The sequence below is a fragment of the Streptomyces sp. NPDC050509 genome (assembly GCF_044457965.1).
GTDB lineage: Bacteria > Actinomycetota > Actinomycetes > Streptomycetales > Streptomycetaceae > Streptomyces.
In genome coordinates, this window is sequence record NZ_JBITHL010000001.1 from 424,764 (window position 1) to 446,534 (window position 21,771).

Genomic DNA, 21,771 nt, shown 5'->3' on the forward strand with positions numbered 1-21,771 from the left:
TGCTCGGTTCCGGTGGGGGCGCCGGTGCCGGTCATGACATCTCCAAGTCCGAGTCGGCGTTCTCGTACGCCAGCTCAAGCAGTCCGTCGAGCCCCATGGAGTCGATGGGGTTCTCCGACGGGGGTTTCGCGGGGTCGGTGCGGTCGGCGGCGCCGGTGGCGGTGGGACCCGCCGGATCCGTCCCGGGGTCCGGGGCCAGTGCGTCGCGCAGGTGCCGGGCGAGGGCGAGCGGGGTCGGGTGGTCGAAGACGAGGGTGGCGGGGAGGCGGAGCGCGGTGGCGGCGTTCATCCGGTTGCGCAGTTCCAGCGCCGTCAGCGAGTCGAAGCCCAGGTCGAGGAAGCCCCGGTCGGGGTCGATGGCGTCGGCCGTGGCATGGCCGAGGACGGCGGCGGCCTCGGTCCTGACGAGTTCGCCGAGGACCTGCTCGCGTTCGGCGGCGGTCAGGGCGGCAAGCCGGCGCGGCCACTCGGGGGCGGTCGCGGACGCCGTCGTTCCGGCCGGGGACGCCGGACGCCGGGCCGGCGCGGTGACGAGGCCGCGGAGCAGGGCCGCGGGTCCTTCGGTGCCCGCCGCCGGGGTGCGCAGCGCTGCGAGGTCCAGGAGTACGGGGACGACGAGGGCCTGGTCGGCGGCGCCGGCCGCGTCGTACAGCGCCAGGCCCTGGGCCGGTGTCAGGGAGGCCATGCCGCCGCGGGCGACGCGGGTGAGGTCGGTGGACGTGAGGTGCTGGGTCATGCCGTCGTCCGGGGCCCAGGGGCCCCAGGCGAGCGACTGGGCGGGCAGTCCGGCGGCGCGGCGCCGCCGGGCCAGGGCGTCGAGGAAGGTGTTCCCGGCGGCGTAGGCGGCCTGCCCCGGGCTGCCGAAGACGGCGGCGGCCGAGGAGAACAGGACGAACGCGGCGAGGTCGTGGTGGGCGGTCAGTTCGTGCAGATGGAGCGCGGCGTCCACCTTGGGGCGCAGGACGGCCTCGATCCGCTCGGGGGTCAGCGCGGTGACCACGCCGTCGTCGAGGACGCCGGCGCAGTGGACGACGGCGGTCAGGGAGAGCCCGGAGAGCAGCCGGGCCAGGGCGTCGCGGTCGGTGACGTCGCACGCCGCGGAGGTCGCGTCGGCGCCGAGCGCGAGCAGTTCGTCGCGCAGGTCGTCGGCGCCGCGGCGGCCGACGAGGAGCAGGGTGCGGGCGCCGTGTTCGGTGACGAGGTGGCGCGCGACGTGGGAGCCGAGAGCGCCGTTCGCGCCGGTGATCAGGACGGTGCCGGCCGGGTCGAGCGGGCGGGGCACGGTGAGGACGACCTTGCCGATGTGCTTGGCCTGGCCGAGGTGGCGGAACGCCTCCCGGGCGCGGCGCACGTCCCAGGTCCTGACGGGCAGCGGGGTCAGCGCGCCGGACGCGAACAGGCCGAGGATGTCGGTGAGCATCTCCCGGATGCGCGCGGGCCCCGCCTCCATGAGGTCGAACGCCCGGTAGGCGACGCCCGGATGGCCGGTGCCCACCGCGTCGGCGGTCCTGATCTCCGCCTTGCCCATCTCCAGGAAGCGGCCTCCCCGGGGCAGCAGGCGCAGCGAGGCGTCGATGAACTCGCCGGTGAGCGCGTTGAGGACCACGTCGACGCCGCGTCCTTGCGTGGCGGTCAGGAACTGGCCGGCGAAGTCGGTCGTACGGGAGGAGGAGACGCGGGCGGCGGGCAGCCCCGCCCCGGTGAGGGTGGCCCACTTGCCGGGGCTCGCCGTGCCGTACACCTCGGCGCCCAGATGCCGGGCGAGCTGTACGGCGGCCATGCCGACCCCGCCGGCCGCGGCGTGGACGAGGACGGACTCGCCCTCCTTCAGGCCGGCGAGGTCGGTGAGGGCGTAGTACGCGGTCAGGAACGCGACGGGGACCGATGCCGCCTGTGCGAAGGACCAGTCCTCGGGGAGTCGCGCGACCATCCGGTGGTCGGTGACGGCGGTCGGTCCGAACGCGCCGGAGAAGATGCCCGCGACCCGGTCGCCGGGGGCCAGGTCGGGTACCCCGGCGCCGGTTTCGGTGACGATGCCGGCGCCCTCGATGCCGATGACGGCGGGGCCGGGATAGGCGCCCAGCGTGGTGAGGACGTCGCGGAAGTTGACGCCCGCCGCGCGGATCGCGACCCGGATCTCGTGGTCGTCCAGGGGTGCGGTGGCGGCCGGTTCCGCGACCAGGCGCAGATTGTCCGGGGTGCCCTGGACGGGGATGTCGAGCCGCCAGGCGGCGGTTCCGGCGGGGGGCACCAGCGCGTCGTCGGAGGAGAGCCGGGTCAGCCGGGGCACGGTGACCGCCCCGGCGCGTACGGCCAGTTCGGGTTCGTCCAGCGTGGCGAGGGACGGGAGCAGGCCGAGGCAGGCGGCCGGGTCGTCGGCGTCCACGAGGAGGAACCGGCCCGGGTGTTCGGCGCGCGCCGAGCGGACCGCGCCCCAGACCGGCGCCTGGCCGAGGCCGTCGAGCGTGCCGGCGCCGTATGGACCGTCGGGGCTGTCGGGGCTGTCGGGGCTGTCGGGGCCGAGGGTGGTGGGACCGTCGGGGCCTGCCGCGCCGCTGGTCAGGAAGGCGAGACGGGATCCGGCGCACCGGGGGTCCGCGAGCCAGGCCTGAAGCAGCTCCACCGTCCGGTGCACGGCGCCGCGGGCCTGGTCGGCCGCCGTGCCCGCCGTGCGGGGCAGTTCCACGGCGACGAGGCCGGGGACGTCGTCCAGCGCGGCGAGATCGGCGGCCGTGGCGATCCGTACGACGGATGCGACAGGTGCTACGGGTGCTACGGGTGCGATGGAGTTGTCGACGGGCTTGTCCACAGGCTTGTCCACAGGCTTGTCCACGGGCTCGTCGACGGGCTCGTCGACGGGCTTGTCGACGGGCGTCGTCTCCAGCGGGGTCCACTCCACCGTGTGGAGTGCGTCGGTCCTGGCGGGGGTCGCGCCGAGCCCGGCGGCGACCGGGCGGAGTTTCAGCGACTCCACGGTGGCGACGCTCACCCCGGCCGGGTCGGCGACGGTCAGGGCGACCGTGTCCGTCCCGGTGGCGGTGAGCCGTACGCGCAGCGCGGCGGCGCCCGAGGCGTGCAGTGCGACCCCGGACCAGGAGAACGGCATCCGTCCGATGCCGTCCTGGCCGGCCCGGGAGAGCGCGACGGTGTGCAGCGCCGCGTCGAGCAGGGCGGGGTGCAGGCCGAACCGGCGGGCCTCGTCGGCCGCCCCGTTCCCCTCGGGGAGGGCGACCTCGGCGTACACCTCGTCGCCCCGGCGCCACGCGGCGCGCAGCCCGCGGAAGACCGGTCCGTAGCCGAACCCGGCGTCGGCGACCGTACGGTACAGGTCGTCGACCGGCACCGGCTCGGCGCCGGACGGCGGCCATGCCGTGAGGGCGTCCCCCGGCGCGGTGGCGCCCCGCGCGAGGACTCCGCCGGCGTGCCGGGTCCAGGCGCCGGGCGCGTCCGGGTCGTCGTTCCCTGCCCGTCCGTACAGGCTCAGTGCGCGGCGTCCCGAGGCGTCGGGTCCGTCGACCCAGAGCTGGATCTGGACGGCGCCGCGCTCCGGGAGCACCAGGGGTGTCTCGATGGTGAGTTCTTCCACGGTGGCGCAGCCGACCTGGTCCCCGGCGTGCACCGCGAGTTCCACGAAGGCCGTGCCGGGCAGGACGGTCACGCCGGAGACCGTGTGGTCGGCCAGCCAGGGGTGGGTCCGTACCGCGAGCGAGCCGGTGAAGAGCGCGCCCGGGCCGTGTGCGAGCGGCACCCCGGCGCCGAGCAGCGGATGCCCGGAGACGGTGAGCCCGGCGGAGCCGAGGTCGGCGGCGGGTGCGGGGCGCTCCATCCAGTACCGGCTGCGCTGGAAGGCGTACGAGGGGACGGGGACGCGCGCCGCGCCGGAACCGGCGTGGAAGGCGGCCCAGTCGGGGCTCACCCCGGCGACGTGCAGCCGGGCCAGCGCGTCGAGCGCGCCGTCGGTCTCCGTCCGGTCCCCGCGCAGTACGGGGAGGGCGCTCGCCCCGTCGCCGAGGGATTCCAGCACCATCGGGGTGAGCGCGCTGTCCGGGCCGAGTTCGACGAAGACGGTGACGCCGAGGTCCCACAGGGTCCCGACGGCGTCGTGGAACCGGACGGCGTCGCGGGCGTGCCGGGTCCAGTACTGGGCCGTGCCCATCTCGTCCGTGACGCTCCGGCCGGTGAGCGCCGACACGACGGGGATACGGGGCGTGCCGTACGTCAATCCGGCGGCGATGCGGCGGAACTCCGTCAGCATCCCGTCCATGTGCGGCGAGTGGAAGGCGTGGCTGACCCGCAGTCGCCTGGTCCGTACCCCGGAGGCGGTGAGGAGTTCACCGATCCGGGTGACCGGGCCCTCGTCACCGGCGAGGACCACGGAGGTCGGCCCGTTGACGGCGGCGACGGCCACGCGGCCCTCGTGCTCCGCCAGCAGGGGGAGGACGGCCGCTTCGGGGGCGTTCACGGCGAGCATCGCGCCGCCGCCGGGCAGTGCCTGCATCAGCCGTCCGCGCGCCACCACCAGGGCGGCGGCGTCGGGCAGCGACAGGACGCCCGCGACGTGCGCGGCGGCGATCTCGCCGACGGAGTGGCCCGCGACGTACTCCGGGGTGATGCCCCAGTGTTCCCACAGCCGGTGGAGGGCGGCCTCCAGGGCGAAGAGGGCGGGCTGGGTCAGCTCGGTGCGGTCGAGCGGGTCGCTGTCCTGCTCGGGGCCGCTGTCCCGCGCGGGGCCGTGGAACATGGCCGTGCGCAGGGACCCGCCGAGCCGGGGGTCGAGGAGCGGGTCGAGTTCCGCGCAGATCTCGTCGAGCGCGCGGGCGAACACGGGGTACGCGTCGTACAGTTCGCGCCCCATGCCCGCACGCTGCGAGCCCTGCCCGGAGAACAGGAACGCGACGCTCCGCCCGGTCCTGGCGGCGCCGGTGACGACTCCGGCCGCGCTCCGGCCCTCGGCGAGCGCGTCGAGTCCGCTCCGCAGCGTGTCGCGGGAGCCGGCGAGCACCACGGCGCGCCGGTCGAGCGCGGAGCGGGTGGTGGCCAGCGAGAACGCGATGTCCCGGAGCGCGTCGTCCGGACGCGCGTCCAGATGCGCGCGCAGCCGCACCGCCTGGGCGCGCAGGGCCGGTTCGGTCCGCCCGGACAGGACGACCGGCAGGGGCGGGGAGCCGGGTGCGGCGGGGTGTACGGGACGGGACGGGGCCGCCGGTCCCTGTTCGAGGATGACGTGGGCGTTGGTACCGCTCACCCCGAAGGACGACACCCCGGCGCGGCGCGGCCGTTCGCCCGCGTCCCACGGCCGCTCCTCGGTCAGCAGCGACACCGCGCCCGCCGACCAGTCGACCTGGGAGGTCGGCGCGTCCACATGGAGGGTCCTGGGCAGGGTCGCGTGCCGCATGGCCTGCACCATTTTCAGCACCCCTGCCATGCCCGCCGCGGCCTGGGTGTGGCCGAGGTTGGACTTGACCGAGCCGAGCCACAGGGGGCGTTCGCGGTCCTGCCCGTACGTGGCGAGCAGCGCCTGTGCCTCGATCGGGTCGCCGAGGGTGGTGCCGGTGCCGTGCGCCTCGACGGCGTCGATGTCGGCCGGGGAGAGCCGGGCGTGGGCGAGGGCCTGGCGGATCACCCGCTGCTGCGCGGGGCCGTTCGGGGCGGTCAGGCCGTTGGAGGCGCCGTCCTGGTTGACGGCGCTGCCGCGCACGAGGGCCAGTACCGGATGGCCGTGGCGTTCGGCGTCGGAGAGCCGTTCCAGCACGACCAGTCCGGCGCCCTCGCCCCAGCCCGTACCGTCGGCGGAGTCGGCGAACGCCTTGCACCGGCCGTCGGGGGCGAGGCCGCGTTGCCGGGAGAACTCCACGAACGCGGCCGGGGTCGACATCACCGACACCCCGCCGGCCAGCGCGAGCGTGCACTCGCCCTGGCGCAGGGCCTGGGCCGCCCAGTGCAGGGCGACCAGCGCGGAGGAACAGGCGGTGTCCACGGTGACGGCCGGGCCCTCCAGGCCGAAGGTGTAGGCGATGCGTCCGGACACGACGCTGGCCGCGTTGCCCGCCAGCAGATAGCCCTCGGTGCCTTCGGGCGCGTCGCCGGGCCCGCCCGCGTAGTCCTGCCCGTTGGTGCCGACGAAGACCCCGGCCCGGCTGCCCCGCAGGGTGGCCGGGTCGATGCCCGCGCCCTCGAACGCCTCCCAGGCCGTCTCCAGGAGCACCCGCTGCTGCGGGTCCATGGCCAGGGCCTCGCGCGGCGATATCCCGAACAGGTCGGCGTCGAAGTCGGGCGCGTCGTGGAGGAAGGCGCCGTGCCGGGTGTACGTCGTGCCCCGGTGGTCCGGGTCGGGGTGGTGGAGCGCGTCGAGGTCCCAGCCGCGGTCGTCCGGGAACGCGCCGACGGCGTCGCGCCCGGCGGCCAGCAGCTCCCACAGGTCGTCCGGGTTCCGTACGCCACCGGGGAACCGGCAGCTCATGGCGACGATCACGACGGGGTCGCTGTCGGTCGCGGCGAGCGGCGCCGCCGCGTCGTCCGGGGCGGGCGCGTCGTTCGGGGCGGGCGCGTCGTTCGGGGCAGGCGCCTCGTCCGCGCCAAAGAGTTCGCGCTCCAGGCGGTCCGCGAGCAGGGCGGCCGTCGGATGGTCGAAGACCAGGGTGCTCGGCAGTTTCAGTCCGGTGGCCGCGCCGAGCCGGTTGCGCAGTTCGACGGCGGTGAGGGAGTCGAAGCCGAGTTCGCGGAACGCCCGTTCCGGATCCACGGATGCGGGGCCGGGGTGGCCGAGGACGACGGCGGCCTGGGTCCGGACGAGCGTCCGCAGGGCGCGGGCGCGCTGGGCGGCGCCCTGTCCCTTGAGTTGCCGGACGAGATCCGGTGCCGCGTGCGGTGCGGTCCTGTCGGGGGCGGTCGGGGCGCCGGCGAGCCGGCCGAGCCAGGGGCGGGTACGGCCCGCGCCCGCGCCGGTGAAGCGCTGCCAGTCGATGTCGGCGACCATCACCGCCGTATCGCCCTGGTCCAGGGCCTGTTGGAGCGCGCCGAGGGCGAGGTCGGGGGCCATCGGTACGACCCCGCCCTGCTGGAGGCGCCGCTCCACGACGCCCGCGTCCATGGCGAGCCCGCTGTCCGCCCAGGCACCCCAGGCCACGGAGGTGGCAGGGAGGCCGTCGGCGCGGCGCTGTTCGGCGAGCGCGTCGAGATGGGCGTTGGCGGCGGCGTAGTTGGCCTGTCCGGCGCTGCCCAGTACTCCGGCGGCCGAGGAGAACAGGACGAACGCCGAGAGGTCGAGGCCGAGGTCGCGGGTCAGCTCGTCGAGGACGGTCGCTGCGGCCGTCTTGGGGCCGAACACCGTCTCCAGCCTGCCGGTGTCGAGGTGGTCGAGGACGCCGTCGTCCAGGACGCCCGCGGTGTGGACGACCGCGGTCGGCGGGTGCTCGGCCAGCAGCCGCCCCATCGCGTCACGGTCGGCGGCGTCGCAGGCGGCGACGGTCACCTCGGCGCCCGACGCCCGCAGTTCGGCGGCGAGTTCGGCCGCGCCGGGCGCCTCGGAGCCACGCCTGCTGGTGAGGACGAGGTGGCTCGCCCCGGACGCCGCCAGCCAGCGGGCGGCCCGGGCACCGAGGGCGCCGGTGCCGCCGGTGACCAGGACGGTCCCGGACGGGCGCCAGGTCGCGTCCGCGACCCTCGCGGACGCCGCCTCGGGTGCACGGGTGAGGCGCCTGGCGTACACACCGGAGGCGCGGATCGCGAGTTGGTCCTCGTCGTCGGTACGGGTCAGCGCCCCGGCCAACCGCTCCGCCGCGGCCCCGTCGGGCGACTCGGGCAGGTCGATCAGGCCGCCCCAGCGTTCCGGGTGCTCCAGGGCGACGACCCGGCCGAGCCCCCAGATCTGCGCCTGGGGCACCCGTGCGAGCCGCTCGGGGCCGACCGCGACGGCGCCCCGGGTCAGCAGCCACAGCGGGGCGTCCACATCGGCATCGCCGAGGGCCTGCACCAGGGTGAGGGTCGCGGCCGTACCCACGGGCACGGCGGTTCCGGCCGGCCCGGCGCGGCCGTCCAGGGCCAGCAGCGAGACCACGCCCGTGATCCGGCCGCCGTCGGGCAGCGCGTCCCGTACCGCACGCAGCCGGGCGGCGAGGGCGGCCCGGTCCTCGCCGTCCACCACGATCCGTACCGTGGCGTCGCCAAGCGCGTCGCCGAGCGCGTCGGCCCACGCGGCCCCGTCGCCGGTGGCGGGCAGCAGGACCAGCCGGGTGCCTGCGGCCGGCCGGCGCGTGGCGGCGACGGGCTGCCAGGTGATCCGGTAGCGCCAGCCGTCCGTGCGGGAGCGTTCCCGGTGGCGTCGCCGCCAGGAGGAGAGCGCGAGCAGTACGGCGCTGAGGGGTTCGTCCCCGGTCAGGGCGAGGGTGCCGGTCAGCTCGGCCAGGTCCTCGCGCTCGACGGCGGCCCAGAACGCGCGGTCCGCCGCGTCCCTCGGAGCCGTTGCGTCCCTCGGAGCCGTCGCGCGCTGCCTGCCGGACTCCAGCCAGTAGCGCTCGCGCTGGAAGGCGTAGGTGGGCAAGGCGATACGACGGCCGCCCGGGAACGCGGGCGTCCACTCGACGGCCAGCCCGCGCACATGCCCCTCCGCCAGTGACCGCAGGAAGCGATCAGGTCCGCCGTCGTCGCGGCGCAGCGAACCCAGGGTGACGGCGGGCGAGTCGAGGGCGTCGAGCGTCTCGCGTACGCCGACGGTCAGCACCGGATGGCCGCTCGTCTCGACGAAGAAGTCGAAGCCCTGGGTGGCGAGTTCCCGGACGGCTTCCTCGAAGCGGACCGGTTCGCGCAGATTGCGGTACCAGTACACGGCGTCGAGTCGGGTGCCGTCGAGCCATCCGGCGGTGACCGTCGAGAAGAACGGCACGGTGGCGGCTCTCGGCGCCACATCGGCCAGGGTGGTGAGGAGTTCGGCCTCGACCGCCTCGACCTGGGCGGTGTGCGAGGCGTAGTCGACCGGGATCCGCCGGGCCCGCCGGCCGCTCTCCTCGACGGCGGCCCGCAGCTCCTCCAGGGCGGTTGGCTCCCCCGCCACGACCACGGAGCGGGGGCCGTTGACCGCGGCGAGGGTGATCCGGCCGTCCCGGTGCGCGAGTTCGCTCTCGGCCTCGGCGACGGAGAGCGCGAGCGACACCATGCCGCCGTGGCCGGCCAGGGTCGCGGCGATGGCCCGGCTGCGCAGCGCGACGATCCTGGCGGCGTCGGCCAGCGACAGCGCGCCCGCGACACAGGCGGCGGCGATCTCCCCCTGGCTGTGCCCGACGACCGCCGCCGGCTCCACACCGTACGAGCGCCAGAGCGCGGCCAGCGACACCATCACCGCGAACAATGCGGGCTGCACCACATCCACCCGCTCCAACGCCACACCATCGCCCAGCACTTCGGACAACGACCAGCCCGTGTACGGCGCCAGCGCGTCCCCACACTCCGCCATCCGCGCCGCGAACACCGGCGAGGACTCCATCAACTCGCCTGCCATACCCACCCATTGGGAGCCCTGGCCGGGGAAGACGAAGACGGTACGGCCACGCAGGTCCGCGACGCCCTCGACGACATCGGCCCTGGGCTCGCCGTGCGCCAGGGCGTCCGTGCCCGCGAGCAGCGCGGCGCCGTCCGCGCCGATCACCACCGCCCGGTGCTCGAAGCGGGTACGGGTGGTGGCGAGGGACAGGCCGACATCGGCCGGAGAACGGTTCACGGCCAGCGCGGCCAGCCGCTCGGCCTGGGCGCGCAGCGCCTCGGGGGTCTTCGCCGAGAGCACCCACGGCACCGCACCGGGGGCCGGGCTGTCCCGATGGTCGGGCAGGGGCACTTCGGGGGCCTGTTCGAGGATGGCGTGCGCGTTGGTGCCGCTCACCCCGAACGAGGAGACACCGGCGCGGCGCGGCCGTCCCGTCCCGGGCCACGGCCGGGCGTCGGTGAGCAGGCGTACCGCTCCCGCCGTCCAGTCGATGTGCGGGCTCGGTTCGTCCACGTGCAGGGTGCGGGGCAGCAGGCCGTGCCGCAGCGCCTGCACCATCTTGATGACGCCCGCGACCCCGGCGGCGGCCTGGGTGTGCCCGATGTTCGACTTCAACGAGCCTAGCCAGAGCGGGTGTTCACGGTCCTGCCCGTACGTTGCCAGGAGCGCGTCCGCCTCGATCGGGTCGCCGAGCGTGGTCCCCGTACCGTGCCCCTCGACCACGTCCACGTCGGCGGAGGAGAGCCGGGCGTTGGCCAGGGCCTGGCGGATCACCCGTTGCTGGGCGGGGCCGTTGGGCGCGGAGAGGCCGTTGGAGGCGCCGTCCTGGTTGATCGCGGTGGACCGGACGATCGCGAGCACGTCGTGGCCGTTGCGTTCGGCGTCGGAGAGCCGTTCCAGGAGGAGCACTCCGGCGCCCTCGCCCCAGCCGGTGCCGTCGGCGCCCGCGGCGAAGGACTTGCAGCGGCCGTCGGCGGCGAGGCCGCGCTGCCGCGAGAACTCAATGAAGGTGCCGGGCGTCGACATCACCGTGGCGCCGCCCGCGAGCGCCATGGTGCAGTCGCCGGCCCGCAGCGCCTGCGCGGCGAGGTGCAGGGTGACCAGCGAGGAGGAGCAGGCGGTGTCGACGGTGACCGCCGGGCCTTCGAGACCGAGGGTGTAGGAGACGCGGCCGGAGGCGACACTGCCCGCCGTACCGCCGCCGAGATACCCCTCGACGTCCTCGGGTACGGCGTCCGCCCCGGCGCCGTAGTCGTGGTACATGACGCCGACGAACACACCGGTCCTGCTGCCGCGCGCCGTCGCGGGGTCGATACCGGCCCGTTCGAACGCCTGCCACGAGGTCTCCAGCAGCAGGCGTTGCTGCGGGTCCATGGCCAGGGCCTCACGCGGGGAGATCCCGAAGAACGCCGGGTCGAACGCGGCGGCGTCGTAGAGGAATCCGCCCTCGCGGGTGGAGAAGGTGCCGGTGCGGTCCTGGTCGGGGTCGTGGAGCGCGTCGATGTCCCAGCCCCGGTCGCCGGGCATCGCGGCGATCGCGTCGCCGCCCGCCGCCACCAGTTCCCACAGGTCCTCGGGCGAGCGCACCCCGCCGGGGTAGCGGCACGCCATCCCGACGACGGCGATCGGGTCGTCGGACGGTACGACGGTCCCGGCGACCGGCGCGGCCGGTGCCTCGGACGTGCCGGTCAGCCGGGTGCGCAGGGTGGCGGCGAGCGCGGCCGGGGTCGGGTGGTCGAAGACGAGGGTGGCGGGCAGCCGCAGCCCGGTGGCCTCGGCGAGCTGATTGCGGAGCGCCACGGCGGTGAGCGAGTCGAAGCCGAGGTCGCGGGTGGCCGTGTCCGGGTCGATCGCCTCCGGTCCCGGGTGGCCGAGTACGGCAGCGGCGTGGCCCCGTACCAGGTCGAGGAGTTCGCGGTGCTGCTGCTCGACGGGGAGGGCGGTCAGCCGGTGGGCGAGCCCGGAGCCGTCGGCGGTGGCCGTACCGGCGGTGGGGCGCGCGGCGGTCCTGACGAGTCCGCGCAGCAGCGCGGGGACGGGGGCGGCGGAGGCGCGCAGCCGGGCGAGGTCCAGCCGCAGCGGCAGGAGAAGTGCCGGATCCTGAAACGCCGTTGAGTCCGCGCCGGTCACCGAGTCCGTGCCCCGCGTGGCCGTCGCCGCGTCGAAGAGCCGTAGCCCCTCCGCCGACGGGAGCGCGAGGGCTCCGGTCGCCCGCTGCCGGGCGAGGTCGTCCGCGCCGAGGTGGCCGGTCATCGCGCTGGACTGCTCCCACAGGCCCCAGGCGAGCGACACGGCGGGCAGCCCGCCGGCCCTGCGGTGCTGGGCGAGCGCGTCGAGGAAGGCGTTGCCCGCCGCGTAGTTGCCCTGTCCGGGGGCGCCGAACGCGGCGGCGGCCGAGGAGAACAGCACGAACGCGTCGAGATCCTGGGTGAGTTCATGGAGGTGGAGTGCCGCGTCGGCCTTGGGCCGCAGGACGGTGTCGACGCGTTCGGGGGTGAGTGCGCCGATGACCCCGTCGTCCAGCACACCGGCGGTGTGCACGACGGAGGTGATCCGGTGGCCGGCCAGCAGGGCCGCCAGGGCGTCCCGGTCGGCGGCGTCGCAGGCCGCGACGGTCACCTCGGCGCCCAACGCCTCCAGCTCCGCGGCGAGTTCGGTGGCGCCCGGGGAATCGGCGCCGTGCCTGCTGGTCAGCAGGAGATTCCGTACCCCGTGCGTGGCGGCGAGATGCCGGGCGACCAGGCCGCCCAGCACACCGGTGCCACCGGTGATCAGCACCGTACCGTCCGGATCCCAGGACCCGGTCGGCGCCTCGGCGTCCGCCGGCACGCGGTCCAGTCGCGGTGCGCGCAACTCCCCGCCGCGTACGGCGACTTGCGGCTCACCGGAGGCCACCGCGGCGTACAGCAGGGCCGCCGGGTCCCCGGTGTGGTCGATGTCGACCAGGACGATCCGGTCGGGGTGCTCCGACTGCGCCGAGCGCAGCAGCCCGTGTGCGGCTGCCGCGGCCAGGTCGGGCACGTCCTCGTCACCGGTCGCCGCGACCGTGCCCCGGCCCACCACGACCAGGCGGGACCCGTCGAAGCGTTCGTCGCCGGTCCACGCCCGGGCCAGGGCCAGCGCCTCGTGCGTGGCGGTGTGGACGGCGTCCGCCCCCGGCCCGCCCGACAGGGTGGCGAACACCGGCCCGGCCGCCGGGCGGGCGGCGGCGAGCGTGTCGAGGTCGGGGTACGCGGGCAGTCCGAGGCCGAGAATGTCCTCGCCCAGGACCACCCCGCCCGTACCGGGTGCGTCACCGGCCGGGTCCGGGGCGAGCGGCTGCCAGACGATCCGGTACAGCGGGCCGTGTGCGGCGAGTCCGGCGACGGGGACAGGCCGGGAGGTCAGGCCGCCCACGGTCGCCACCGGCGCGCCCCTTTCGTCGGCGGCCTCGACGCGGCCTCCCTGGGCGAGCCGGACCCGTAGCGCGCTCGCGCCCGTCGCGTGGAGGGCCACCCCGGTCCACGCGAAGGGCAGCGACACCTGTCCGTCGTGCGTGTCGCCGTCCAGGACGCCGGTCAGGGACGGGTGGAGCGCCGCGTCCAGCAGGGCGGGGTGCACTCCGAACAGCCCTGCCTCGTCGCGCTGTTCGGGGGCGAGCCGTACCTCGGCGAACAGGTCGTCGCCACGCCGCCAGAGCGCGCGGAGGCCCTGGAAGGCGGGGCCGTACCGCAGCCCGATGCCGGGCAGCCGGTCGTAGAGGTCGTCGACCGCGACGGGGGTGGCGCCGGGCGGCGGCCACGCGGTGAAGTCCGTGGCGTCGGGGCCCGGTCCCGGCGCGGCGGCCGTCGGTTCCAGGACGCCGGTGGCGTGCCGGGTCCATGGCTCGTCGTCGTCCTGCCGGGAGCCGGCCGTGAGGGGCCGCCTGCCGTGTTCGTCCGGCTCCCCCACCGTGAGCTGGAGGCGTACGGTGCCCCGGGCGGGCAGGATCAGCGGTGCCTGGAGGGTGAGTTCGGCGAGTCCGGCGCAGCCGACGTGGTCCCCGGCGCGCAGCGCCAGTTCCACGAAGGCCGTGCCGGGCAGGAGGACCGTGTCCCCCACGGTGTGGTCGGCCAGCCACGGGTGGGTGGCCAGGGAGAGCGCGCCGACGAGGAGTACGCCGTCGCCCTCGGCCATCGGGACCCCGGCGCCGAACAGCGGATGGCCGCTCGCGCTCAGTCCGAGGGCGGTGAGGTCGCCGCGCCGTCCGGCGCGCGGGGCGGGCCAGTACCGCTCGGCCCGGAACGGGTACGTCGGCAGCGGGACGCGGCGCGCGCCGAGCCCGGCGAAGACCGCCTGCCAGTCGAGCCGTTGGCCTCCGGCGTGTGCTTCGGCGAGGGAGAGCAGCAGGCGCTCGGGGCCGCCGTCGTCGCGGCGCAGCGAGCCGAGGACCTGGCCGTCGGCGCCGAGCTCTTCCAGGGTCTCGCGGATCCCCACGGCGAGGACGGGGTGCGGTCCCATCTCGATGAAGCGGTGGTGGCCGCTGTCGGAGAGGGCCCGGGTGGCCTCGTCGAACCGTACGGTCTCGCGGAGGTTGCGGTACCAGTAGGCGGGGTCGAGTGCGGTGGTGTCGAGGAGGCCGCCGGTGACGGCCGAGTAGAAGGCGACGCGGCCGGGGCGTGGTGCGATGCCGTCCAGGACGGTACGCAGCTCCTCCCGGACGGCTTCGACGTGCGCGGAGTGGGAGGCGTAGTCGACGGGGACACGGCGGGCGCGGATGTCGTCGGCCTCGCAGGAGGCCAGCAACTCGTCGAGGGCCTGGTCGTCGCCGGCCACCACGACGGAGCGGGGTCCGTTGACCGCGGCGACCGACAGACCGTCCCAGCGGGCGAGGCGCCCGGCCGCCTCGGCGGCGGACAGGGGCAGTGACACCATGCCGCCGCGTCCGGCGAGTGCCAGGATCGCCCGGCTGCGCAGGGCGACGACCTCGGCCGCGTCGGGCAGGGAGAGTCCGCCCGCGACGCAGGCGGCGGCGATCTCGCCCTGGGAGTGTCCGACGACGGCGGCGGGCTCCACACCGTACGAGCGCCACAGTGCGGCGAGCGAGACCATCACGGCGAACAGCGCGGGCTGGACGACGTCCACGCGCCGCAGCGCCTCGGCGTCGCCCAGGACGTCCCACAGGGACCATTCCACATGGGGGGCGAGCGCGGCGGCACACTCCTCCATCCGGGCCCGGAACACCGGGTGTCCGAGCAGGTCGACGGCCATGCCGGGCCATTGGGAGCCCTGACCGGGGAAGACGAAGACGGTCTTGCCCGTGGGGCGCGCGGTGCCCCGTACGATCCGGTCCGAGACGGTGTCGGTCGCCAACGCGTCGAGCAGGGTGCGGAATGCGGTGTGGTCGTGGCCGACGAGGACGGCCCGGTGGTCGAAGGCGGACCGGGTGGTCGCCAGGGACAGTCCGACATCGGCGGCGGTGGCGCCGGAGGCCTCCGGGTCGTCGTCCAGGTGCCGGGCGAGCCGGACGGCCTGTTCGCGCAGGGCCTGCGGGGTCTTCGCGGAGAGGATCCAGGGCACCGGCTCCGTCAGCGGCGGCACCTCGCGGGCCCGGGGCGGGGCGGCCTGGCGCGGGGCCTCTTCGAGGAGGGTGTGCGCGTTGGTGCCGCTCACCCCGAAGGAGGAGACACCGGCGCGGCGCGGTCGTCCCGTCCCGGGCCACGGCAGGTTCTCGTGGAGCAGCGAGACGGCGCCTGCGGACCAGTCCACGTGCGGTGACGGCTCGTCCGCGTGCAGGGTCCTGGGCAGGACGCCGTGCCGGATGGCCTGCACCATCTTGATGATGCCGCCGACGCCCGCGGCGGCCTGGGTGTGCCCGATGTTGGACTTCAGCGAGCCCAGCCACAGGGGGCGGTCCCGGTCCTGTCCGTACGTGGCGAGCAGGGCCTGCGCCTCGATCGGGTCGCCCAGGGTCGTCCCCGTACCGTGTCCTTCCACAATCTCGATGTCGGCGGCGCCGAGCCCGGCGTTGGCGAGGGCCTGGCGGATGACGCGCTGCTGGGCGGGGCCGTTGGGGGCGGTCAGTCCGTTGGACGCGCCGTCCTGGTTGACCGCGCTGCCCCGGACGACGGCGAGGATCTCGTGGCCGTTGCGCTCGGCGTCGGAGAGCCGTTCCAGCAGGAGCAGGCCGACGCCCTCGGACCAGCCGGTGCCGTCCGCGTCCGCGCCGTACGCCTTGCACCGGCCGTCGGGCGAGAGGCCCCGCTGGCGGGAGAACTCGACGAAGGTGGTGGGGGTGGACATGACGGTGACGCCGCCCGCGAGCGCCAGGGTGCACTCGCCCTGCCGCAGCGACTGGGCGGCGAGGTGCACGGCGACCAGTGAGGAGGAGCACGCCGTGTCCACGGTGACGGCGGGGCCTTCGAGGCCGAAGGTGTACGAGAGGCGCCCTGATGCCACGCTGGCGGCGCTGCCGCCGGCGATGTGCCCTTCCAGGTTCTCCGCCAGGCACTGTGCGTAGTCGTTGTACATGACCCCGACGAAGACACCGGTCGGGGTCCCCTTCACTGTCGCCGGGTCGATACCGGCGCGTTCGAACACCTCCCAGGTGGTCTCCAGCAGCAGCCGCTGCTGCGGGTCGGTGGCCAGCGCCTCGCGGGGGCTCATCCCGAAGAAGGCCGGGTCGAACAGGCTCGCGTCCCGCAGGAATCCGCCGTGCCGGGTGTACGAGGTGCCCGGCCGGTCGGGGTCCGTGTCGTACAGCGCGTCCACGTCCCAGCCCCGGTCGTCCGGGAAGGCGGAGACGGCGTCGACGCCACCGGTGACGAGGGACCACAGCTCCTCGGGCGAGCGCACCCCGCCGGGGAGGCGGCACCCCATCGCGACGATGGCGATCGGCTCCTGGTCGGTACGGGCGCGCGTCTGGGCGGCGGGGGCGGCGGCGCCCGGTTCGCCGGTCCCGGCGAGTTCGGCGGCGAGCCGGTCGGCGAGCACCAGCGGGGTGGGCGCGTCGAACAGGAGGGTGGCGGGCAGCCGGAGCCCGGTCCGCGTGTGCAGCGCGTTGCGCAGCTCCACGGCGGTCAGCGAGTCGAAGCCCAGCTCCTTGAACGCCTTGTCGGCCTCGATGGTCCCCGGATCGGCGTACCCGAGGGCGAGGGCGACCTCGGTACGGACGAGGGTGAGCAGTTCGGCCGCGCGGTCGGCCGGGTCGAGCGCGGCCAGCCGCCGCGCCAGGGCGGTGGTGCCGCCGTCCCCGGCCCCGCCCGCCGCGCCGCGCCGACGGGGCGGCCGGACCAGGCCGCGCAGGAGTTCGGGCACGGGCTCGCCGGAGTCCCGTACGGCGGCGGTGTCCAGCAGCATCGGGACGAGCAGCGGCCGGTCCGCCGCCTGTGCCAGGTCGAGGAGGCCGAGTCCGCGCTCGGCGCCGAGCGGCAGCATTCCGCCGCGCGCCATCCGCCGGGTGTCGGCCGCGTCCAGGGCGCCGGTCATGCCGTGGTCACCGGCCCAGGCTCCCCAGGCGAGGGAGAGCGCGGGCAGTCCCTGTGCGGTACGGGCAGTGGCGAGGGCGTCGAGAAAGGCGTTGGCGGCGGCGTAGTTGGCCTGTCCGGCGCCGCCGAGCAGTCCGGACGCCGAGGAGAAGAGGACGAACGCGTCGAGGTCCGGGGCGAGTTCGTGCAGGTTGACGGCGGCGTCCACCTTGGGCCGCAGGACGGCGTCGAGGCGCTCGGGGGTCAGCGAGGCGATGACACCGTCGTCCAGCACGCCCGCCGTGTGCACGACGGCGTTCGGCGGGTGCGTGGCCAAGAGGGCGGCCAGGGCGTCCCGGTCGGCGGCGTCGCAGGCCACGACGGTCACCTCGGCACCCAACGCACCTAATTCCGCAGTGAGTTCGGCCGCGCCGGGGGCCTCGGGTCCACGCCTGCCGGCCAGGACGAGCCGGCGCATCCCGTGCGCGGTGACGAGATGGCGGGCGACCAGGCCCCCGAGTCCGCCCGTACCGCCGGTGATCAGTACGGTTCCGGACGGGGACCAGGGGGCGGGGCGCTCCGCGCCACCGGCGGCGCCCGCCCTGGTGAGTCGGGGAACCCTCAACCGCCCTTCTGTCAGCTTGAGTTGGGGATGATCGACGGCCAGTCCCGCGCGGACGCCCTCGGGGGTGATCTCGTCCAGGTCGAGCAGGGTGAACCGGCCGGGGTGCTCCGACTGCGCGGCGCGTACGAGGCCCCAGACCGGCGCGTTCGCCAGATCGGCGGTGAGCGCGCCACGGGTGAGAAAGACCAGCCTGGACGCCGCGAACCGTTCGTCGGCGAGCCAATCCTGTACGAGCGCGAGCGCCCGCCGGGTGGCGGTGTGGGCGGCGCCCGCGAGGTCCGTGCCGCCCGCACCGGGGGTGAGGAACGGCGCGAGGACGGTGTCCGGCACGGTGTCCAGCTCCGCGAGTGCGGCGTGGACGCGCGCGGCGGGACCGACACCGACACCGGCATCGAGGTCGAGTCCGAGGCCGTCGCCACCGAGCACCACCAGGCTCCCGGGTTCCCGTTCCGGAGTGTCGGCGGGCGGGAGTTCGGTCCAGTCGAGCCGGAACAGCGCGTCGTCGCCCCCTCCGGCCGCCGTGAAGTCGCCGGCGCCGGCCGCCCGTACGGTCAGCGCGTCGACCGAGGCGACGGGGCGCCCCTCGTCGTCCGTCACGTACACGGAGAGCGCGCCGTCGTCCGCCGGGGCGACCCGCACGCGCAGCGCGGTCGCGCCCGAGGCGTACAGCGACACGCCGTTCCAGGAGAACGGCAGCAGCCTCGCGCCCCCGTCGCCGAGGGTCCGTACGGCGGTGGCGTGCAGGGCGGCGTCCAGCAGCGCCGGATGGAGGCCGAACGCCGCAGCGTCCCGCTGCCCCACCGGGTCCAGGGCGACCTCGGCGAAGACCTCGTCGCCGCGGGTCCAGGCCGCGCGCAGCCCCTGGAACGCGGGCCCGTATCCGTAACCCCGTTCGGCCAGGCGCGCGTAGACCCCGTCGACCGGCAGCGCCGTGGCGCCCTCGGGCGGCCAGACCGCGAGGTCGTCCGGTGGCGGGGTGGTGGACGGGGCGAGGAGACCGCTCGCGTGCAGCGTCCACGGTTCGTCCGCGCCGTACCCCTCGGGCCGGGAGTGCAGGGTGACGGCGCGCCGGCCCGCGGGATCGGGCGCGCCCACCGCGATCTGGAGGCGTACCCCGTCGTGCGCGGGCAGGACGAGCGGGGCGAGCAGGGTGAGTTCGTCGACGCGGTCGCACCCCGCCTCGTCCCCGGCGCGTACGGCCAGTTCCACGAAGGCGGTGCCGGGCAGCAGGACGGTGCCGTCGACGACGTGGTCGGCGAGCCACCGGTGGGTCGCGGTGGCGAGCCGGCCGGTGAACAGCAGCCCGTCGCCCGCGGCGAGGGTGGTGACGGCGCCGAGCAGCGGGTGGTCGGCGGCGCCGAGCCCGAGGGCGCTCGCCCGGCCGGGCGCGGACGTGACGGGGTCGAGCCAGTACCGCTCCCGCTGGAAGGCGTAGGTGGGCAGGTCGGCGGGGCGCGGGTCGGTGCCGGCGAAGTACGCGGGCCACGCCACCGGTACGCCGTGCGCCCACAGGCCGGTCAGCGCGGCGGCGGCGGAACGCTCCTCGTCACGGTCCTTGCGCAGCACCGGCAGGACCAGCGGGGCGGCGCCCGCGGCCATGGCGGAGAGGGTCGCGTCCGGGCCCAGTTCCACGAGCGCGGTGACGCCGAGGGCGGCCAGTTCGGTGACGGCGTCCGCGAACCGAACGGCGTCCCGCGCGTGGCGGACCCAGTAGGCGGGGGTGGCCAATTCATCGGTCACGGCCCGGCCGGTGACGGTGGAGACGAAGGTGAGCTCGGGCGGGGCGAACGACAGGCCCTCGACGACCGCGGCGAACTCGGCGAGCATGGGCTCCATCAGCGGGGAGTGGAAGGCGTGGCTCACCCGCAGCCGTTTGGTGCGGACGCCTCGCTCCTCGAAGTGCGCGGCGATCTCCCGTACGGCGCTCTCGTCTCCCGAGACGACGGTGGACGTCGCGGTGTTGACGGCGGCGACGGACGCCCGGGCCGCCGCCACGGACGCCCGGGCGCCGGTGACCGAGGCGCGGATGCCGGTCGGCGGGCCGGTGAACGGGGCGACGAGCGGAAGGACTTCGGCCTCCGGGGCCTCGATCGCCACCATCGCGCCGCCCTCTGGCAGGCACCGCATCAGCCGCCCCCGGGCGGTCACCAGCAGCGCGGCGTCGGCGAGCGTCAGCACCCCGGCGATGTGCGCGGCGGCGATCTCCCCGACCGAGTGCCCGGCGACCGCGTCGGGCCGGACACCCCACGACTCCAGCAGCCGGTGGAGCGCCACTTCCAGCGCGAACAGCGCGGGCTGGGCGTGGTCGGTGGAGTCCAGGGTCGGCCCGTCACCGTCGATGACATCACGCAGCGCCCGGTCGAGATACGGGTCGAGGGCCGCGCACACCGTGTCGAGCGCGGCGGCGAACACCGGGAAGCGCGCGGCGAGTTCCCGGCCCATACCGACGCGCTGGGAGCCCTGGCCCGCGAAGAGGAACGCGACCTTGGGGCCGGAGCCGGCCACGGTGGTGGCCGCCGATCCGTCGGCGATGGTCCGCACCGCGGCGAGCAGGCCGTCCCGGTCCCCGGCGACGGCCGTGGCGCGGTGTTCCAGCGCGGCCCGCGTGGTCGCCAGGGAGAAGGCGAGGTCGGTGTCGGTGACGGCAGCATCGGTGTCGGCGGCGGTGTCGGTGACGGCAGCATCGGTGTCGGCGGCGGTGTCGGTGTGCGTGTCGGTGGGGTCGGCGTGGTGGTCCCGGCGCGGGTCCAGGAAGGCGAGCAGCGCCTCGGCCTGGGCCCGCAGGGCGGGCGCGCTCCTGGCGGAGAGCACCCAGGGCGTCGCGGCCGGTGCCCGCCCCGGCGCCCGAGGGGTCCCCTGGCGGGCGGGCGGCTCCTCCAGGATGACGTGCGCGTTCGTACCGCTGATACCGAAGGAGGAGACGCCGGCCCTGCGGACGCCTCCGGCGCCGGGCTCCCACGGCCGGGGCTCGGTGAGCGGTTCCACCGCCCCGGCCGACCAGTCCACCCGGGGCGAGGGCTCGTCGGCGTGCAGGGTCCTCGGCAGGACACCGTGGCGCATCGCCTGCACCATCTTGATCACACCGCCGACACCCGCGGCGGCCTGCGTGTGCCCGATGTTGGACTTCAACGAGCCCAGCCACAGCGGACGTTCACGGTTCTGCCCGTACGTCGCGAGGAGCGCCTGCGCCTCGATCGGGTCGCCGAGTGTGGTCCCCGTACCGTGCGCCTCGACGGCGTCGACCTCGGCCGGGTCGAGCCCGGCGGCGGCCAGCGCCTCCCGGATGACGCGCTGCTGGGCGGGGCCGTTGGGGGCGGTCAGCCCGTTGGACGCGCCGTCCTGGTTGACCGCGCTGCCCCGGACGACCGCCAGCACCCGGTGTCCGTTGCGCTCGGCGTCCGAGAGCCGTTCCAGCAGCAGGACGCCGACACCGTCGCTGAACCCGGTGCCGTCGGCGCCCGCGCCGAACGCCTTGCACCGGCCGTCGGGGGCCAGTCCGCGCTCCCGGCTGAACCGGGTGAAGGCGTTCGGGGTGGCCATCACGGTGGCCCCGCCCGCGAGCGCGAGGGTGCACTCCCCCGTGCGCAGCGACTGCACGGCGAGGTGCAGGGCGACCAACGACGACGAGCAGGCGGTGTCGACGGTGACCGCGGGCCCCTCGAAGCCAAAGGTGTACGCGACGCGGCCGGACATCACACTGACGGCGTTGCCCGTCATGAGGTGTCCCTCGGAGACCTCGGCGGAGGTGTTCAGGCCCAGCGCGTAGTCCTGGTGGCTGATCCCGGTGAAGACTCCGGTCCTGCCGGCGCGCAGGGCGGCCGGGTCGATGCCCGCCCGCTCCAGGACCTCCCACGACGTTTCCAGCAGCAGCCGCTGCTGGGGGTCCATGGCCAGCGCCTCGCGCGGCGAGATGCCGAAGAACGGCGCGTCGAAGTCGGCGGCGCCGGCGACGAAGCCGCCCTCCCTGCCGTAGGACGTGCCGGGCACATCCGGGTCCGGGTCGTAGAGCCCGTCGAGGTCCCAGCCGCGGTCGTCGGGGAAGGGCGTCACGGCGTCGGTACCGGAGGCGACCAGCTCCCACAGGTCCTCGGGTGAGCGCACCGCGCCGGGGTAACGGCAGGCCATCGCGACGATGGCGACGGGCTCCGGCGACTCCAGTTCACGGACCCGGCGCCGGGCTTGCTGAAGATCGCTGGTGGCTTTCTTGAGGTAGGCGAAGAGTTCTTGTTCGGTCGCCACGGTGTCTC

General features: G+C 75.6%; 1 protein-coding gene. It reads right to left on the reverse strand.

Features of this window, described 5'->3' with window-relative positions:
• Nucleotides 1-31: 31 nt before the first annotated feature.
• The gene (locus tag ACIBJC_RS01575) at nt 32-21,763 is read right to left on the reverse strand and encodes a type I polyketide synthase (protein WP_399286180.1); all 21,732 of its coding nucleotides are present in this window, start codon (nt 21,761-21,763) and stop codon (nt 32-34) included.
• Nucleotides 21,764-21,771 lie beyond the last annotated feature (8 nt).